We start from the raw sequence: 15,870 nt of genomic DNA, 5'->3' as shown, positions 1-15,870 counted from the left end.
AGACATTTTGTTGATTTTATGCCTGATTAGTTACGCATGTTAATGTATTGTAGCGGCTGTCCAAAATCTTCGCCGCGGCAAAGGCTTATTACGGCCTGCAAATCGTCAATACTTTTGGCGGTTACACGCACCTGGTCGTCCATAATAGCAGCCTGCACCTTTAGGTTGCTGTCTTTTATTTTTTTAACAACCTTTTTTGCAGCCTCTTTATCAAGGCCTTCTTTTATCTTGATACCCTTGCGTATCATATTGCCCGATGCGTATTGTTCCTCGCCAAAATCAAGCGCTTTTGGGTCTAACGATTGCTTAACCATTCGGCTGATGATCGAACCTTCAATAGCTTTAAGGCGCATATCATCTTCGGTAACAACGGTTATTTCGTTAGTTTTTTTATCCAGTTCAATGGTGCTTTTCGATCCGTTAAAATCGTAACGGTTCAATATCTCTTTCTTGGCGTTGTTAATAGCATTATCCAGCGTTTGAGCATCAATTTTGCTCACAATATCAAATGATGGCATATGTTAGGTTATTAATGTTGTTGCAAATTTATCCTATTTAAATACATTTACACAAGCAACAAGTTTTATTTTAACTATTTAAAAACATTAAGGTTATAATTCTATTCTTTACCTTTATACAAGTATTCAAATTATTTTACCTAACCATGAAAACCAGCACAAAAAAAGCAGCCAAAAAACAACTGGAAACCAGTATTACCGATAGGTTTATGCACGCACTAAGCGAACTTGGACACGATGCCGAAAAACTGAAAAAAGAAGTAAAAAAAGTAAGCAAGGCGGTAGCTAAAAAAATAAGTAAAGAGTTTGACGTAGTGAAAGAAGTTGTACAGGCAAAGTTGGATAACGAGCCGGTTAAAAAGGCCGTTAAAAAAGCAAGCAAAGCAACCGATGCCGCAAAAAAAGATATTGTAAAAAAAGTAGTAAAAGTTGAAAAGGTAATTGCCAAAGCAGCAAAAACAGCCGAAGAAAAGGTAAAAAAAACAGCCGCTCCAAAAGTTGAAAAAGTTACGGCCATTATACCCGATACCGTAACGGTTGTTACACCTGCCACTGAACCTGTTTCCCCAAAAACAACAACGGCAAAAAAGGCAACAATTGCCACAGACAAACCAGCAGGATCCACTGCAAAAGCCCAAACGGCAAAAAAGATTTAAATAGTGTAAATAAATTGGTTAAGTATTAACATTATCTTAACAAATAAATAAGCAGTTTTGTAGTCCCGGGCTTTAAGGCCGGGGACTTTTTATTTTATATGGATATTAAGCGTATACCACTAATTAACAGAGAAATAAGTTGGCTTTATTTTAACGATAGAGTTTTGCAGGAAGCCGCCGATCCTACTGTTCCATTAATTGATCGTATTAAATTTTTGGCTATATTTTCGTCTAACCTTGACGAGTTTTACCGTGTACGCGTAGCTACCCTTAGCCGTTTAACCAGCCTTAACGAAAAAGCAAAGGAAGTTTTAGGCTACAATCCTAAAAAACTACTCAACCAGATAAAAAACCTGGTAGTAAAACAGGAAAAAAAGTTTAACAACTTATACGAAAATATCATTGTTAAACAGCTTGCCGAAGAGAAGATATTTATACTGAACGATACCCAGCTTAACGTAACGCGCGGGGCCTTTGTTAAAAATTACTTCCGCGAAAATATATTGGCTACCCTGGTACCTATTATGCTGAACGACGGCGACCCCTTGCCCGAACTGCGCGACCGTGGTATTTACTTTTTTGTACGCCTTAGCAAAAATAAAAAAACCAAGCTGGCCCTTATTGAAATTCCGGAAAGTTTATCGCGTTTTGTGGCCCTGCCCCAAACCAACGACCTCAAGTTTATTATTTTGGTTGACGATATTATCCGCTACAGTTTGGAGGATATATTTTTCATTTTCGACCACGATACCATCGAGGCTTACTCCATACAGCTAACCCGCGATGCCGAACTTGATTTGGATAAAGAAGTAAGTGATAAATTTGTTGATCTGCTTTCGCGAAGCCTGCTGAAACGCAAAAAGGGTAAACCGATGCGTTTACTGTACGATACCGAAATGCCGATGGATATGCTGGCCTTTTTGATAACCAAAATGGGCGTAAATTCCGAAAGCTTAATTCCGGGCAACCGTTACCATAATTTTAAGGATTTTATTGGTTTCCCTAACGTGGGCAGGCCCGAACTGGAATACCCCAAATATGATATTCTCCCCGTTCCCGATCTTTCATTCGGGAAGAGTTTAATAGGCATGATTGAAAAGAAAGATTTTTTGGTGAGTACGCCTTATCAATCTTTCGATTACATTATCCACTTTCTGCGCGAAGCAGCTATTGATCCTAAAGTAAAAGAAATTAGCGTAACCCTTTACCGGCTGGCTAAAAACTCGCGCGTAGTACATGCGCTTATTAACGCCGCCAAAAATGGCAAAAAGGTAAATTGCTTGGTTGAACTAAAAGCCCGGTTTGACGAGCAGGCCAATATTACCTGGAGCCGCCGCCTGGCCGAAGAAGGCGTAAATGTTATTTATGGCATATCGGGCTATAAAGTTCACTCCAAAATAATTTTGGTTTCGCGGTTAGAAAAAGGAAAAACGGTTAATTATGCTTGTTTATCAACCGGTAACTTTAACGAAAAAACGGCTTCAATTTATGCAGACCATAGTTTGCTAACCATGAACAAAAAAATAACCGACGATTTGGTTCAGGTTTTTAAGGCGCTTACCAAAAACACGGTACCCAGCGGTTTAAAAAACTTAATTGTTTCGCCTGTGGATTCGCGCCCGGCATATTTTAAGCTGATTGATAACGAGATAAAAAATGCCAAAGCAGGCAAGCCTGCATACATGATTTTGAAAATGAACAGCCTGGCCGATGAGCAAATGATAGCCAAGCTATACTCGGCCAGCAATGCCGGGGTAAAAATAAAACTGATAGTGCGCGGTATGTGCTGCCTGGTGGGCGGGTTAAAAAACTACAGCGAAAATATTGAGGTAATAAGCATTGTAGATAAGTATTTGGAGCATGCCCGTGTACAAATATTTGGTAATGACGGCAAAGAGCTGATTTACCTTACCTCGGCAGATTTTTTGAGTCGTAACCTTGATAGCCGCGTTGAAGTTGGCTTCCCGATATATGATGAAACGCTGCGTAAGGAGATAAGAGACATTATTGATATACAATTACAGGATAATACCAAAGCCCGCGAAATTAACGGGCACAACAGTAACAAGTACGTAAAATCGAAAGAAAAGATACCTTACCGTGCTCAAATTGATATCTACAATTACTTAAAATACAAAAACTAAATACTTTGAAATACGCTGCTATTGATATTGGATCGAACGCTGTAAGGCTGCTTATTGCTAACGTTGTTGATAATAACGGATCATTTTCTTTTAAAAAGGATACCCTGATCCGCGTGCCTCTGCGTTTGGGCGACGATGCTTTTCTGGATAGGCGCATATCCGACAAAAAGATAGCCGAGATGGTGAAAACCATGCAAGCCTTTAAAAACTTGATGGATGTATATAAGGTAAACGATTATCGCGCCTATGCCACCTCAGCTATGCGCGAGGCTGCCAATGGCCCCGAAATTGTTGCCCGTATAAAGGAGCAAACGGGTTTGGAAATTGAAATAGTACATGGCGAAAAGGAAGCCAACATTATTTATTCAAACCACATCGAGCAATCGTTGGATAAAAATAAAAACTACCTTTATATTGATGTGGGTGGCGGTAGTACCGAGCTTTCCATTTTTTCGGAAAATAAAATTGTGGCTTCACACTCATTCAACATCGGCACCATCCGCATTTTGGATAACCAGGATAAAGAAGAAACCTGGACCGAAATGCACGATTTTGTTAAACAACACACGCGCAATTACAAATCAATAATTGGTATTGGCACTGGTGGCAATATCAATAAATTATTTAAACTATCGGAAGAAAAGGAAGATGTTCCGTTGAGCTTTAATAAGTTAAAATCGCTTCATCAATACCTCGATTCGTTTTCGCTTAAAGACAGGATAAACGTATTGGGCCTCAATAACGACCGCGCCGATGTAATTATCCCGGCCTGCGAAATTTACATTACCTTAATGAAATGGGCAGCAATTAAACACATATATGTACCTAAAGTAGGCATGGTTGATGGTATTATACAAATGCTTATTGATAAAAACCTGGTAAACAAGCCATAACACATTTTACACATCGTTTTTTTTATGTAAAAAACATTAACAATAATTTTACAATTAAGAAATGTGTAGCTATATTTGTACTGCCCCTTACAGGGCATGTTTTTCATAGGTAGATGTAGGGTCGAATATTCGTATTCGGCCCTTTTTTTATGCACGCTTTTTAACATAGCTTTGCATAAGAATGAGGAAAAAAATAGTTATTGCTATTACCGGGGCCAGTGGGGCCATTTACGCCAAACTTTTGCTTGATAAATTACAGACCCTTGGCGATCAAATTGCCGATGTTGGCATAGTAATGAGCGACAACGCACGCCAGGTTTGGAAGTTTGAACTGGATAACGAAGCTTATCAAAACTATCCTTTCAATTTTTATGATAAAACCAATTTTAGTGCTCCGTTTGCATCCGGCTCGGCCCGGTATGATACTATGGTAATCGTCCCATGCTCAATGGGCACCCTTGGCCGTATAGCGGCAGGCATATCAAACGATTTAACAACACGCGCCGCCGATGTAATATTGAAAGAGCGTCGTAAACTTATTTTGGTGGCCAGGGATATGCCCCTCAACCTTATCCATCTGCGCAATATGCAAACCGTAACCGAGGCCGGTGGCATAATTTGCCCCGCGGTACCCTCCTATTACAGCAGGCCGCAAACTGTTGAGCAAGTTGCACTAACCGTTGTTGACCGTGTTATTGACCTCATGGGCCTGGAAAGTAAAAGCTTTAGATGGAGCGAAGGCGAATAATTACTTTTCGTGTTGCATAACCGCAAAAACTGTAGCTGTGTCGGCTTTTGTTTGAGCATCGCCGCTTAGCGTTGGCTGTACGTTTGCAAGTGGTTTGGCATCAAAAGTTAGCGGCAAAGGCCATTGGCTTTTTGCTTTTAGCAAAGCCAAATATTTTCTCTCTTCGGCTTTGTGTGTTTTAGCTTTTTGTAAGGCTATTTTGGCTTGGTTGGCTTGGTTTATTTTAGCAACTAAAGCCATTTTAACTGCATTGGCCTTGGCTTTTTGCGCGGCTATTTTAGCTTGTTCGACCATTCGTACCTGGTTTTGTTTGGCTTGTTGTGCAGTTATCTTGACCAAGTTAGCCGCTAAATAGGTACAATGTTTTTCGGTAGCTACAGCTAATTTTGCACGCCCGGTATTATCGTAAAGTGTGGCAAGGCATTTTTCAATAGCTATCTCCCGTAAAACGTCGTTTTTATATTTAGATAAAACAATGGCTTCGTTAAAATCCTTTTCGGCCATTTTATAATCCTTAATGGCAATTTTTATTGTAGCTAACTGCATTAACGAATTAATGGTAGCATAAACATCCTTCCGCGCGCGCGATATGTAATTTGATTGTAAAACAAACCACTTAGCCTGTGCATATTTATGTTGAATAACGTAAGCCGATGCCAGGCAATTAAAATTATTACGTAGGGCAAGGGTATCATTATTTCGGGCGTTGTAATGTATAGCTTTCAGTACACAGGCAATAGCCCTGTCGGCCTCCGCGTAGGTAATTTCGCGGGTTTTGGGGCCGTTAAATTGTATAAGCTGGTCGGCAATATTGGTATATAATTCGGCTTTGACGCAGGCGTTACTGGTTGTATCCAATTGTTTTTGTAATGAATCGATGCTTTTTGCATCTGCGTTAACAAACAGGGCACTCAATATCAGTATTAAGGTATAAGTATTATTATTCATAGCGCAAAATCTTTACTAGCTGTAGGCATTATGCCATTAGCCTGGTAATTGCAATAAATGTGCCCGTTTAAGGTGTAAAGCTGCGGGTGCGGTAAAAATAAAAAATTCTTATCTTTGCAGCGTTAAAATGAATAAGAAAGTCGCTTTTTATACTTTGGGCTGTAAGCTCAATTATTCGGAAACCTCAACAATAGGCCGCCTGTTTAATAAGGCAGGTTTTGATACGGTTGATTTTACCGATACACCCGATGTATTTGTGATAAACACCTGCTCGGTTACCGATAATGCCGATAAAAAGTGCAAAAAAATTGTTAAAGAGGCCCTTAAAATATCGCCCAATGCTTACGTAACCATTGTGGGTTGCTATGCCCAACTAAAACCGCAGGAAATTGCCGATATACCCGGTGTTGACATGGTTTTAGGCGCAGCCGAAAAATTTAACATTGTTGAGCATATAACCGACCTAACTAAAAAGCCTAAAGCACTGGTTTACAACCAACCCGTAACCGAGGCCAACCAGTTTGTAGCATCATATTCGTTTGGTGATAACCGTACCCGCACCTTTTTAAAAGTGCAGGATGGCTGCGATTATTCGTGTACGTTTTGCACTATCCCATTGGCACGGGGCTCCAGCCGGAGCGATACCGTTGAAAGTGTGATAACCCAGGCTCACGAAATTGCAGCATCGGGCGTTAAAGAAATAGTTTTAACGGGCGTAAACATTGGCGACTACGGCATTCGCGACGGGCAGCGGCAGGATAAATTTATTGATTTGGTTAAAGCCGTGGACGAGGTTGAAGGGATTGACCGGATACGCATTTCATCCATAGAACCTAATTTGTTAACAGACGAAATTATTGCCTTCGTAGCGCATTCAAAACGTTTTGTACCGCATTTCCATATTCCGCTACAATCGGGTTCAAATAAAATATTGTCGTTAATGCGCAGGCGCTACAAGCGCGAGTTATATGTGGATAGAGTTACCCAGATAAAGCAACTGATGCCCGATTGTTGCATTGGTGTTGATGTTATAGTGGGCTTCCCCGGCGAAACAAGGGAGGATTTTATTGATACCTACAACTTTTTAAACGAATTGGATATATCGTACCTGCACGTATTTACCTATTCGGAGCGGGAAAATACTTTGGCAGCCGAGATGAGCGGCAAAATACCGGGTTCAACAAGAGCGGAAAGAAGTAAAATGTTGCACATTTTATCCGACAAAAAACGAAGGGCATTTTACCAAAGCCAACTGGGCAAACACGTTGAGATACTTTTTGAACGCGATATTACCGATGGTTACATGCACGGTTTTAGCCGTAACTACGTTAAAGTAAAAACCAAATACGACCCTATACTGGTGAACGAACTTAAAGCCGTACAGTTAACAGCAATTTCACCAGATGGTGACGTTGAAATAACCGAGGCTGAAGAAACATTGGTACATTAATTTTTATATTAGCCAAAAAAACACTACCTCAATGTTTCCAACCATAACCGAACTTATTAAATATTTTACGGGATACAACTTTCCTTTACCTATTCAAACTTTTGGTTTTTTTGTGGCCATTGCCTTTATGGGCGGTTTTTGGGCATTTGAGCAAGAGTTTAAGCGCAAAGAGCAACTGGGCCGTGTTCATTCATTTAAAAAAATGGTTTTGCAGGGCGAACCAGCCTCGATAGGTGATATGGCCATGAATGCCTTTTTTGGTTTTTTAATAGGTTATAAAATTTTAGATGCTGCCTTAAACTACCGCGCTATGGTAGATAATCCTCAGGATTTTTTATTATCGGCACACGGCAACTGGCCGGGTGGATTTATTTTGGCCGCTGTGTTTGCTTATTGGGCCTATTACGAAAAGAAACAACAACAACTGCCTACCCCAAAAAATGTTGAGGTTACCGTACACCCTTACGAGTTGATGGGCAGCATACTGCTTTGGGCCGCCGTATGGGGATTTTTGGGTGCCAAAGTATTTGATGGCTTAGAAAATTGGGACAGGTTTATGGCCGACCCGGTAAAAGAATTAATTGGCTTTAGCGGATTAACCTTTTATGGAGGCCTGATATGCGGCGGTGCGGCGGTACTATACGTGGCTGGCAAAAACGGAGTAAAATGGATAGATATGCTGGATATTGGCGCACCGGGAATGATGTTAGCCTATGGTGTGGGCCGCATAGGCTGTCAAATGTCGGGCGATGGCGATTGGGGTATCAATAATACTGCGCCTAAACCGGGCTGGTTAAGCTGGGCGCCCGATTGGATGTGGGCATTTAAGTTTCCGCATAACGTAAACAGCGAGGGCGTACACATACCCAATTGCGTTGGTAAGTTTTGTGCCGAGTTACCGGTAGCTGTTTTTCCAACATCGTTTTACGAATCGGTAATTTGCCTTTTGTTATTTGTTTTACTTTGGAGCCAGCGCAGCAAATTAAACTTGCCGGGGTTAATGTGGGGTGTATATTTGGTTTTAAACGGTTTAGAACGCTTTTTAATTGAGCTTATCCGTGTAAACACCAAGTACCATGTTGCAGGTATACCATTTACCCAAGCCGAATTGATATCACTAATTTTATTTATAACAGGAATTGTTTTTATAGCCAACGCCCTACGCAATAAAGAAGCCGAAACCAGCCAGGCATGACAGTGAGTAACCAACCAGGCTTGTGGAAACGCCTACTTAAAAACCAGGTGGTACGTTTTGTACTTTCGGCAGGGGTGGGTTTTGCGGTTGATATGCTTGCCTATTACCTGCTTTACGATTATGTGTTTAGCAATAACTTGTACAACGTGCTCGGCCTTGATGTATCGCGGTATGTTTTATCGTTTGCCATTTCGTTTTTTTTAGGCGTAATGGTTAACTTTTTAATAACCCGGTTTCTGGTTTTTTCGGAATCGAGCTTGTCGCCGGGAAAACAGTTTGTCAGATTTTCGGGCGTAGCAACATTGGGTTTTTTTGCCAATTTGGGCATTTTGGCTATTCTGGTTAAGCGTTTAAATATCAACCCCATCATAGCAAGGCCTGCGGCCGCCCTGAGCTTGTTTTTTTTAAGCTTTTTTGTACATAAATTTTTCTCTTTCAATTTATCATTAAGACATCATGCAGCTCGAAACCATAGCAAATGAAGTTATTGCACTATCAAAACAGGTAGGCGATTTTATCCGCCAGGAGCGTAAAAAATTCAACCAGGACAGTGTTGAGTACAAAGGCTTGAACGACCTTGTATCGTATGTAGACAAAGGAGCCGAAGAACAAATTGTGGCCGCCCTGGAAAAAATATTACCCGAAGCCGGTTTTATTACCGAAGAAAAAACAAAGAACCAAATTGGAGAGCGTTATACCTGGATAATTGACCCGCTGGATGGTACTACCAATTTTATACATGGCCTACCCGTATTTTCGGTTAGTATTGCCTTGCAGGAGTATGATGAACTGGTGTTAGGCGTTGTGTACGAAATAAACCAGGACGAATGCTTTTATGCCTGGAAAGGTTCGCCGGCTTACTTAAACGGTAAGGAAATTAAAGTAACCAAAAGCCTTAAAATTGCCGATACGTTATTGGCTACCGGTTTCCCGTATTACAATTTTGAGAAACAACAGGCTTTTATTGATTTATTTGCCGAATTAATGCGCGGTTGCCACGGCTTACGGCGTTTAGGATCGGCTGCGGTGGATTTGGCATATACCGCCTGTGGACGTTTTGACGGCTATTACGAGTACAATTTAAACTCGTATGATATGGCCGCAGGTATTGTTATAGTGCGCCAGGCAGGCGGCGAAGTAGTTAATTTTACTGGCGGAACCGATTTGTTTAACACCCGCGAGGTGGTAGCCACAAACGGCAAAATAACAGCCGAGTTGTTAGCTACCATAAAAAAGCACTTCGGTTAAACAAGGTGCTTAGGTTGGCTTGCTATATAATGCAAACAAATTGGCGGTTATGGGGTTTTAAATTTATATCGATAATTTAAAAACATCAAATAATCTACAACATTATGAAAAAGCAAGTTTTAAGTTTCGCCCTTGTCGCGGCAATGATAGGTTCAATAGCTGCGGGTTGCAGTTCAACAAAAAAAACTGACGGTAGCGATACCACCAGTACTACAACTACGGTAAAAGATTCAACATCAACCATGAGTACGCCTACTGATACCACTAAAAAAGACACAACCAAAACTCCACCAAAAATGTAAGGAGTATGTTAAAAAACAAAAAGCCCCGCTTCGGTACTTCCGAAGCGGGGCTTTTTGTTTAGGTTGATTTACCAGCCCGGTGCAAAGTTTAGCCCAAATACGGGGTAAGTAACATCGGTACGTTGGAAAGGTATGGCTAAGTAAGGCTCTAAAATTAGCGCCCCAAATACGTTTATCCGTAATGATATACCTACACTTGTTGACGGTACGTGGCTATAAATGCGGGTAGTAACCGGCTTACCCGTTGTTGGGTCCACCCCGGTTTGTTCGGTGCGTAAATATTGAGGGTCAAGGCCATAGGTAACTTTATCGCCCGCGCTCCAGGCTAAACCCGCATCAAAAAACACGTTCAAATCGGTAAACAACAGTTTCGATTTAATAACGGCTAATTTTTCGGGACCGGTAAAAGGTAAACGGGCCTCCAGGTTAAATAATGCTATCCGGTTACCAAACAACTGGTCGATACTGTAACCGTTGGTTGACGTCTTGGTTGAGTTGTAAAAGCTCTGCGATTCATACCCCCTGATAAGATAAGGATAGCCCAAAAATAAAGGATACAAACCATTGGTTGCACTGTTAGCGGCAAACCTGCCGTAGCCGGATAGCCTTGCGGCCAGCGTTACGGGCTGTAGGCGAAAGTACTTACGCAAATCGATAGTTGGTGAGATAAACTGATAAGTGCCGAAATTAAAATTGGCTCCTATGCGGTAACGGAAGCCCTCTAAAGGTGCTGCTATACCAAAAAACGAGTTATCGCCAACAAGGCCCACATTAAACGAATATAATGCATAAGCCCTTAAATTATAATTGGTTAAGGTGCTTTCATCATCGTTTGATACCTTTTTCTTATCACTACCTACATATTGGCCAGGTTGAAGGTTGCCAGCTACTGTATCAATGGTATACAAATCGTTATACCTGTCAACACGGAAGTAATTGTATGATATACCCGCACCAAACTCTATACGCGTAATTTTTGAGATTGGGTACGATGTAAAAACATTGGTACCATCCTGAAAGTTACGGATGATATCGGTATTGTAGGAAAGTAACGGAACGTTTTTCCCGCTTATGGTTTGGTGCTCAATAGTGGTTGTACCTATACCAAACTGGTAGGGTATGTGCGATACAGATACGCCAAAATCCCAACGATGGGATTGGTTGATGTAGGCAAATTGGCCACCAAAATCGTAAATTTCGCCATTAATAGCTGCACCTACATAAAGCTGGTTGCGGCCCAATATATCGCTAAAAATACCTTGTACACCACTGGCAAGGCCGGCGCCGTACTGTGTGTTTACACCAACGCCCACGCCACTGCTCGCCAGGTAGTCGAGCTTAAACTGCGGACGGTATTTAATTGTTTTAATAGAGTCGGTTGGTATTTTTTGATAGGCCAGGTAATTGTTAAGGTTGGAGTTAATCAAATCAACCCCTACTGCTTTTAACGGCGGCAGCATAGCGGCATCAAAGTTAAGTTGCTGCGGGCCAACGGTTACCGGTTTAAAATCAGTAGCCTTGGCATTGTAAAGCGCATACTTTTGGGCGCGGTAATACGAGTAAGCAATATCGTTATTGTTAGAAATACTTAGGGCCGGAGCATATTCGGTAATGCCGCTTATGCCGGTAAATAAATCGGTTAACTGCTCAACTTTGCCATCGGCCAGGGTGTATCGGTACAGATTACGGAAACCATCGCGGTTGGAAAGAAAGTAGATTTGCTTATCGTCTGAAGAGAATTGCGGATTTAAGTTATTGGCGCCATTAAAAACATCAATATCGGTTACCTTACCTGTGGCTACATCCATTACGGCAAGGTTAAAGGTGATGGTCTGGCTTAACGATTTATCGTAAGTAGTGCGGTCGCTGGCAAAAACTATTTTGCTGCCATCGTGCGAAAAACTTGGCTGATAATCGGAATATTTATCGTTGGTTAACTGAGTAAGTTTTTTACTTACGAGGTTATAGCTATACAAATCGCTTTCCCCGTTAGACATGCCCGAGAAAACTATATCCTGCCCGTTTGGCGACCATGATACATAGCTAAACTGTTCGGCCTTACCCATTGATAACTCGTTTAGTATGCGGCCAGATGCAACATCAACAATTATCAATTTATTGCGTCCGCCGCCAAAAACGCTGAATGCAAAGCGTTTACTATCCGGCGACCAGGCTCCTGCCGATTCGATAAAGTTAAATTCGTCGATATGGGTGTTAGATACTTTACTGGTTAATTTTTTAATTACCTTTCCCGTATGCGCATCGGCCAGATAAAGGTCGATAGTAAAGAGATTTTTTTCGGACAAAAAGGTTAAATACTTACCATCCGGACTAATAGCCGGGGCCACGTTCATTTCGCCGGAGTTGTGGAAATCAATCAGCTTTTTACCTACCGGGGTTTGTGTGGTATCCTTTAGGTAAGGTTTATACATGGATTGTATAGAGCTTTTCCATAAGCGCGACAATGTTTTTTCGTCGTAACCAAAGGTTTTGCGGATGCCATAATCGAGCCCGAAACGCGCCACATTTTTAAAGAACGGAACAATAATGGTATCGCCATAGGTTGAACCGATGTACGACCAAAATGCCTCGCCATAACGGTAAGGGAAGTATTTATTAGTTTCGGTAAGGTCCTTAATGCTTGGTATATCTTTATTAAGGTAAGCATCGCGCATCCACATAGCGGTGTAGGCATCCTTTTTTCCTAACGAAAGGTATTCGGCCATACCCTCTATCATCCAGAGCGGCAGGTTATTTATTTCAGAAAAACTAGTAGTATCGTTATCAAGCAGCGAGTGGTATTGAAAAGCATGTACCAACTCGTGCCCTATTACGTGCCTGGTGGTTTGGTTGGTTTCCATAAAAGGCATTACAACCCGGTTTTTTAAACCTTCGGTAACGCCGCCGGTGCCTACGCTAATTTCGCCATCAATGGCAGTAGTTTGTTGAAAATCGGGGTGATCGGCATATAATATAATGGGGTTAGGCTTTTTAAACGTATCGCGAAAAACCTGCTGGTGCAAGGTGTACCATAGCTCGCTCTCCTGTGCAAAACGCTTAATGAGGCTGTCGTTTTTAATGTAGTAGTAAATCTCGAAGTGAGGGGTTTTGTAAACCTTAAAGTCCAGGTTTTTATACCTCACCTTATTTTGCCCAAAGCCTTGCGCCAGGGCTGTGCCCGGTGTTAAAAACAGCCCTGCCAACAAAAACAGGAACAAAAAAACAGTTAATAGTATACGCGGAAATGAGTAGCGTTTATTCATATGCAAAGGCGTTTAGTACAGGATGTTGATGTTTTATTCGTAAAATTAAACTATTTAAATTAACGAGCAAGTACACTATTTATTTGCGCCGGGCTGATTTTCTTTCTCCTTATTTTCTTCAGCCGGTAGCGGCTCAGGTGTCATTGCAGAATCGGTGCTTGAACTGTCCGACGAAAGGGTATCAGCCTTTATCTGCGGCGACGGGCAATCGTACTGTTTGGTTATTTTAGTCCAGGGTTTAGGGAACAATCCGTACGTGTAGCCCGATTGCGGGTCGGCATATACTTTTTCCATAAAGCGGCCAAAAACAGGAAGCGCAGTGTGCGAACCTTCTCCCGATTCGGCAGTGGTAAAATGTACGCTGCGGTCGTCGGCACCAACCCAAATACCGGTAATCAAATCTTTAGTGATACCCATATACCAGCCATCAACAAAACCCGATGAGGTGCCGGTTTTGCCGCCTATCTGGTTGCTTTTTTTCCATAAGCCGGGGTATTCCCATAAAGCTTGCGATGTACCGCCCGGTTCTTCCATCCCACCACGAAACATGTAGAGCATAAGCCAGGCCAGCTCGTCGCTTAAAACCTTCTCGGTTTTGAGGGTAAACTCCTGTAAAACATTACCCTCCTGGTCGGTAATTTTGGTTACCAGCAAGGGGTCTATCTTACTGCCTCTGTTTAAAAATGTACTGTAGGCCCGTACCATCTCAAAAACAGAAACATCGTTTGTACCTAACGATACCGATGGCACCGATTCGAGGTGACTTTCTATACCGCATTTGTGCGCGTACTGCACTACCTTGTCCCAGCCAACCTTTTCGGTAAGCTGCGCCGTTATGGAGTTAACAGATTTACCCATTGCCCAACGTAACGACATATCCTGGTACGAAAATACCCAGTTTGCATTTTTAGGTTCCCAAACTTCTTCTTTACCCTTATCGGTAAATTTAATTGATACAGGTTTATCGGTAAATTTATCGCAGGGTGTAAAACCATTGTCTAAAGCGGTTAAATAGGCAAAGGGTTTAAATGTTGACCCTGCCTGGCGTTTAGACTGGTTAACGTGATCGTAATTAAAATATTTATGATCGATACCGCCAACCCAAACTTTAATTTTACCGCTTGTTGGCTCAATGGTCATCATACCGGTATTAAGCAGGCGGGCATAATAAGCTATCGAATCCAGCGTAGAAAAAGTAGTATCGCGTTCGCCCTTCCAGCTAAATACCTTCATGCGTTTTGGCCGACTAAAAAACTTGCGGATAGAATCCATATTACCCACGTACTTTTTATCAACCAGTTTGTAAATGGGCAGCTTTTGGGCAACCTTAATGGTGTAGTCTTTAATTTCGTTACCATCGGGATCAATCCACGGGTTTTTTTTGCCCCAAATACCATCAAAGCGCTTTTGCAGCATTTTCATTTTTTCGGCAACAGCCTCTTCGGCATATTCCTGCAAACGCGAATCTATTGTGGTATATATTTTAAGGCCATCTTCGTAAAGGTCAACATCGTTTTCGGTACACCATTTGGCCAGCCATTTTTCAACCGCACGGCGTATGTATGAGTCGCCCTGCGATTCATCCTCAACATAACTTAAATCCAAGCCCAATGGTTGCTGGGTAAAAGTGTTTAAAGCGGCCTGAGTAATATAATTATACTTAGCCATTTGTTTAAGCACGGTGTTGCGGCGGTCCACAGCCTTTTCGGGATTACGGATGGGGTTATAGGTTGATGTTGCCTTTAACATACCGATCAGCGTGGCGGCCTCAGCGGTGTTTACGGCATCGGGGTTTTTATTGAAGTATTTTTTTGATGCCGTTTTAATGCCAAAAGAGTTATTGCCGAATGGCACGGTATTTAAATACAGGGTTAATATTTGTTGTTTGGTGTAAACGTGTTCAATTTTATAAGCCGTTATCCACTCTTTACATTTAAATACAATGGTGCGAAAAATGGGTATGCGCCTAATTAAGCCCTGCGATTTGCGTTTGCGTGTTTCGAAAAGGTTTTTTGCCAACTGCTGCGTAATGGTGCTGCCCCCGCGCCTGCCCCCTTTTGCCGTTGACCGGATGCTGCTGAAAAAGGAAAAAAAGTCGACCCCGTTGTGCTGGTAAAAACGGGCATCTTCGGTTGCCACAAGGGCGTTAATTAAGTTTGGCGAAATTTGTTTAAACTCTACCGGCGAACGGTTTTCTTTATAATACCGGCCCAATAACTTACCATCGGCCGAATAAACTTCGGACGAGAGTGACATCGACGGGTTACGGATATCTTCCATACTGGGCGAATAGCCGAATAGCCACAAAAAATTAAGTTCGATGGCGCAGAAGAATATTACAATAAAATATATAAAAATGACGAAGTAGCGTAGGAAACGGTTTTTTATACGTTTAAACATTGGGTAAAGATGTGAAATAAAGGTTCCAGTTCATAACCAAAACAACAAATATTAATAACGATGGTTTTAATGATAAATTTTAGGGTAACTTGGCACAAATCTATT

The 15,870-nt window shown here is 41.7% G+C and carries 13 protein-coding genes; 9 read left to right on the top strand and 4 right to left on the bottom strand.

The window, feature by feature from the left end; translation table 11 throughout:
• Nucleotides 1-26: 26 nt before the first annotated feature.
• Nucleotides 27-518 carry a YajQ family cyclic di-GMP-binding protein gene (locus BDD43_RS16390; protein WP_121198687.1) on the bottom strand — a complete coding sequence of 164 codons (492 nt, stop codon included), beginning with the start codon at nt 516-518 and terminating at the stop codon, nt 27-29.
• A 146-nt stretch (nt 519-664) separates the two neighbouring features.
• Between BDD43_RS16390 and BDD43_RS16385 the strand changes: the two genes are divergently transcribed.
• The 4 genes from BDD43_RS16385 (at nt 665) to BDD43_RS16370 (ending at nt 4,959) form a co-directional block, all read left to right on the top strand.
• Nucleotides 665-1,174 (top strand): hypothetical protein, encoded by a 510-nt coding sequence (locus BDD43_RS16385; protein ID WP_121198686.1) that lies wholly within the window; start codon nt 665-667, stop codon nt 1,172-1,174.
• A 98-nt stretch (nt 1,175-1,272) separates the two neighbouring features.
• Nucleotides 1,273-3,318 (top strand): polyphosphate kinase 1, encoded by a 2,046-nt coding sequence (ppk1, locus tag BDD43_RS16380; RefSeq protein ID WP_121198685.1) that lies wholly within the window; start codon nt 1,273-1,275, stop codon nt 3,316-3,318.
• A 5-nt stretch (nt 3,319-3,323) separates the two neighbouring features.
• Nucleotides 3,324-4,211 carry a Ppx/GppA phosphatase family protein gene (locus BDD43_RS16375; RefSeq protein ID WP_121198684.1) on the top strand — a complete coding sequence of 296 codons (888 nt, stop codon included), beginning with the start codon at nt 3,324-3,326 and terminating at the stop codon, nt 4,209-4,211.
• 181 nt (nt 4,212-4,392) lie between these two features.
• A complete protein-coding gene (locus BDD43_RS16370) occupies nt 4,393-4,959 on the top strand; it encodes a UbiX family flavin prenyltransferase (protein ID WP_121198683.1) in 567 nt (188 codons plus the stop codon).
• Here BDD43_RS16370 and BDD43_RS16365 read toward each other — a convergent pair whose 3' ends face one another.
• Complete coding sequence (locus BDD43_RS16365; protein ID WP_121198682.1) at nt 4,960-5,907, bottom strand: hypothetical protein; 948 nt, start codon at nt 5,905-5,907, stop codon at nt 4,960-4,962. It lies immediately after the preceding gene.
• Nucleotides 5,908-6,034: 127 nt separating this feature from the next.
• On the opposite strand from BDD43_RS16365, the gene mtaB reads away from it, so the two are divergent.
• From mtaB to BDD43_RS16340, 5 genes are all read left to right on the top strand, one after another.
• Nucleotides 6,035-7,357: a tRNA (N(6)-L-threonylcarbamoyladenosine(37)-C(2))-methylthiotransferase MtaB gene (gene mtaB, locus BDD43_RS16360; protein WP_121198681.1), complete on the top strand. Its 1,323-nt coding sequence runs from the start codon at nt 6,035-6,037 to the stop codon at nt 7,355-7,357.
• Nucleotides 7,358-7,388: 31 nt separating this feature from the next.
• Nucleotides 7,389-8,552: a prolipoprotein diacylglyceryl transferase gene (locus BDD43_RS16355; RefSeq protein ID WP_121198680.1), complete on the top strand. Its 1,164-nt coding sequence runs from the start codon at nt 7,389-7,391 to the stop codon at nt 8,550-8,552.
• Nucleotides 8,549-9,034 carry a GtrA family protein gene (locus BDD43_RS16350; protein WP_121198679.1) on the top strand — a complete coding sequence of 162 codons (486 nt, stop codon included), beginning with the start codon at nt 8,549-8,551 and terminating at the stop codon, nt 9,032-9,034. Before BDD43_RS16355 ends, BDD43_RS16350 begins: the two co-directional genes overlap by 4 nt.
• Nucleotides 9,009-9,800, top strand: coding sequence for an inositol monophosphatase family protein (locus BDD43_RS16345; RefSeq protein ID WP_121198678.1), 792 nt, complete (start codon nt 9,009-9,011; stop codon nt 9,798-9,800). The genes BDD43_RS16350 and BDD43_RS16345 overlap by 26 nt, the downstream gene beginning before the upstream one ends.
• 104 nt (nt 9,801-9,904) lie before the next feature.
• Nucleotides 9,905-10,102, top strand: a complete 198-nt coding sequence (locus BDD43_RS16340; RefSeq protein WP_121198677.1) for a hypothetical protein — start codon at nt 9,905-9,907, stop codon at nt 10,100-10,102.
• 68 nt (nt 10,103-10,170) lie between these two features.
• Here BDD43_RS16340 and BDD43_RS16335 read toward each other — a convergent pair whose 3' ends face one another.
• Together BDD43_RS16335 and BDD43_RS16330 are read right to left on the bottom strand one after the other, a co-directional pair.
• Nucleotides 10,171-13,365: a DPP IV N-terminal domain-containing protein gene (locus tag BDD43_RS16335; protein ID WP_121198676.1), complete on the bottom strand. Its 3,195-nt coding sequence runs from the start codon at nt 13,363-13,365 to the stop codon at nt 10,171-10,173.
• A 75-nt stretch (nt 13,366-13,440) separates the two neighbouring features.
• The gene (locus BDD43_RS16330) at nt 13,441-15,765 is read right to left on the bottom strand and encodes a transglycosylase domain-containing protein (RefSeq protein WP_121198675.1); all 2,325 of its coding nucleotides are present in this window, start codon (nt 15,763-15,765) and stop codon (nt 13,441-13,443) included.
• Nucleotides 15,766-15,870 lie beyond the last annotated feature (105 nt).

Source organism: Mucilaginibacter gracilis (assembly GCF_003633615.1).
Taxonomy (GTDB): domain Bacteria; phylum Bacteroidota; class Bacteroidia; order Sphingobacteriales; family Sphingobacteriaceae; genus Mucilaginibacter; species Mucilaginibacter gracilis.
Note: the sequence above shows the minus strand (reverse complement) of the source record. Positions and strands in the feature narration are given on the sequence as shown.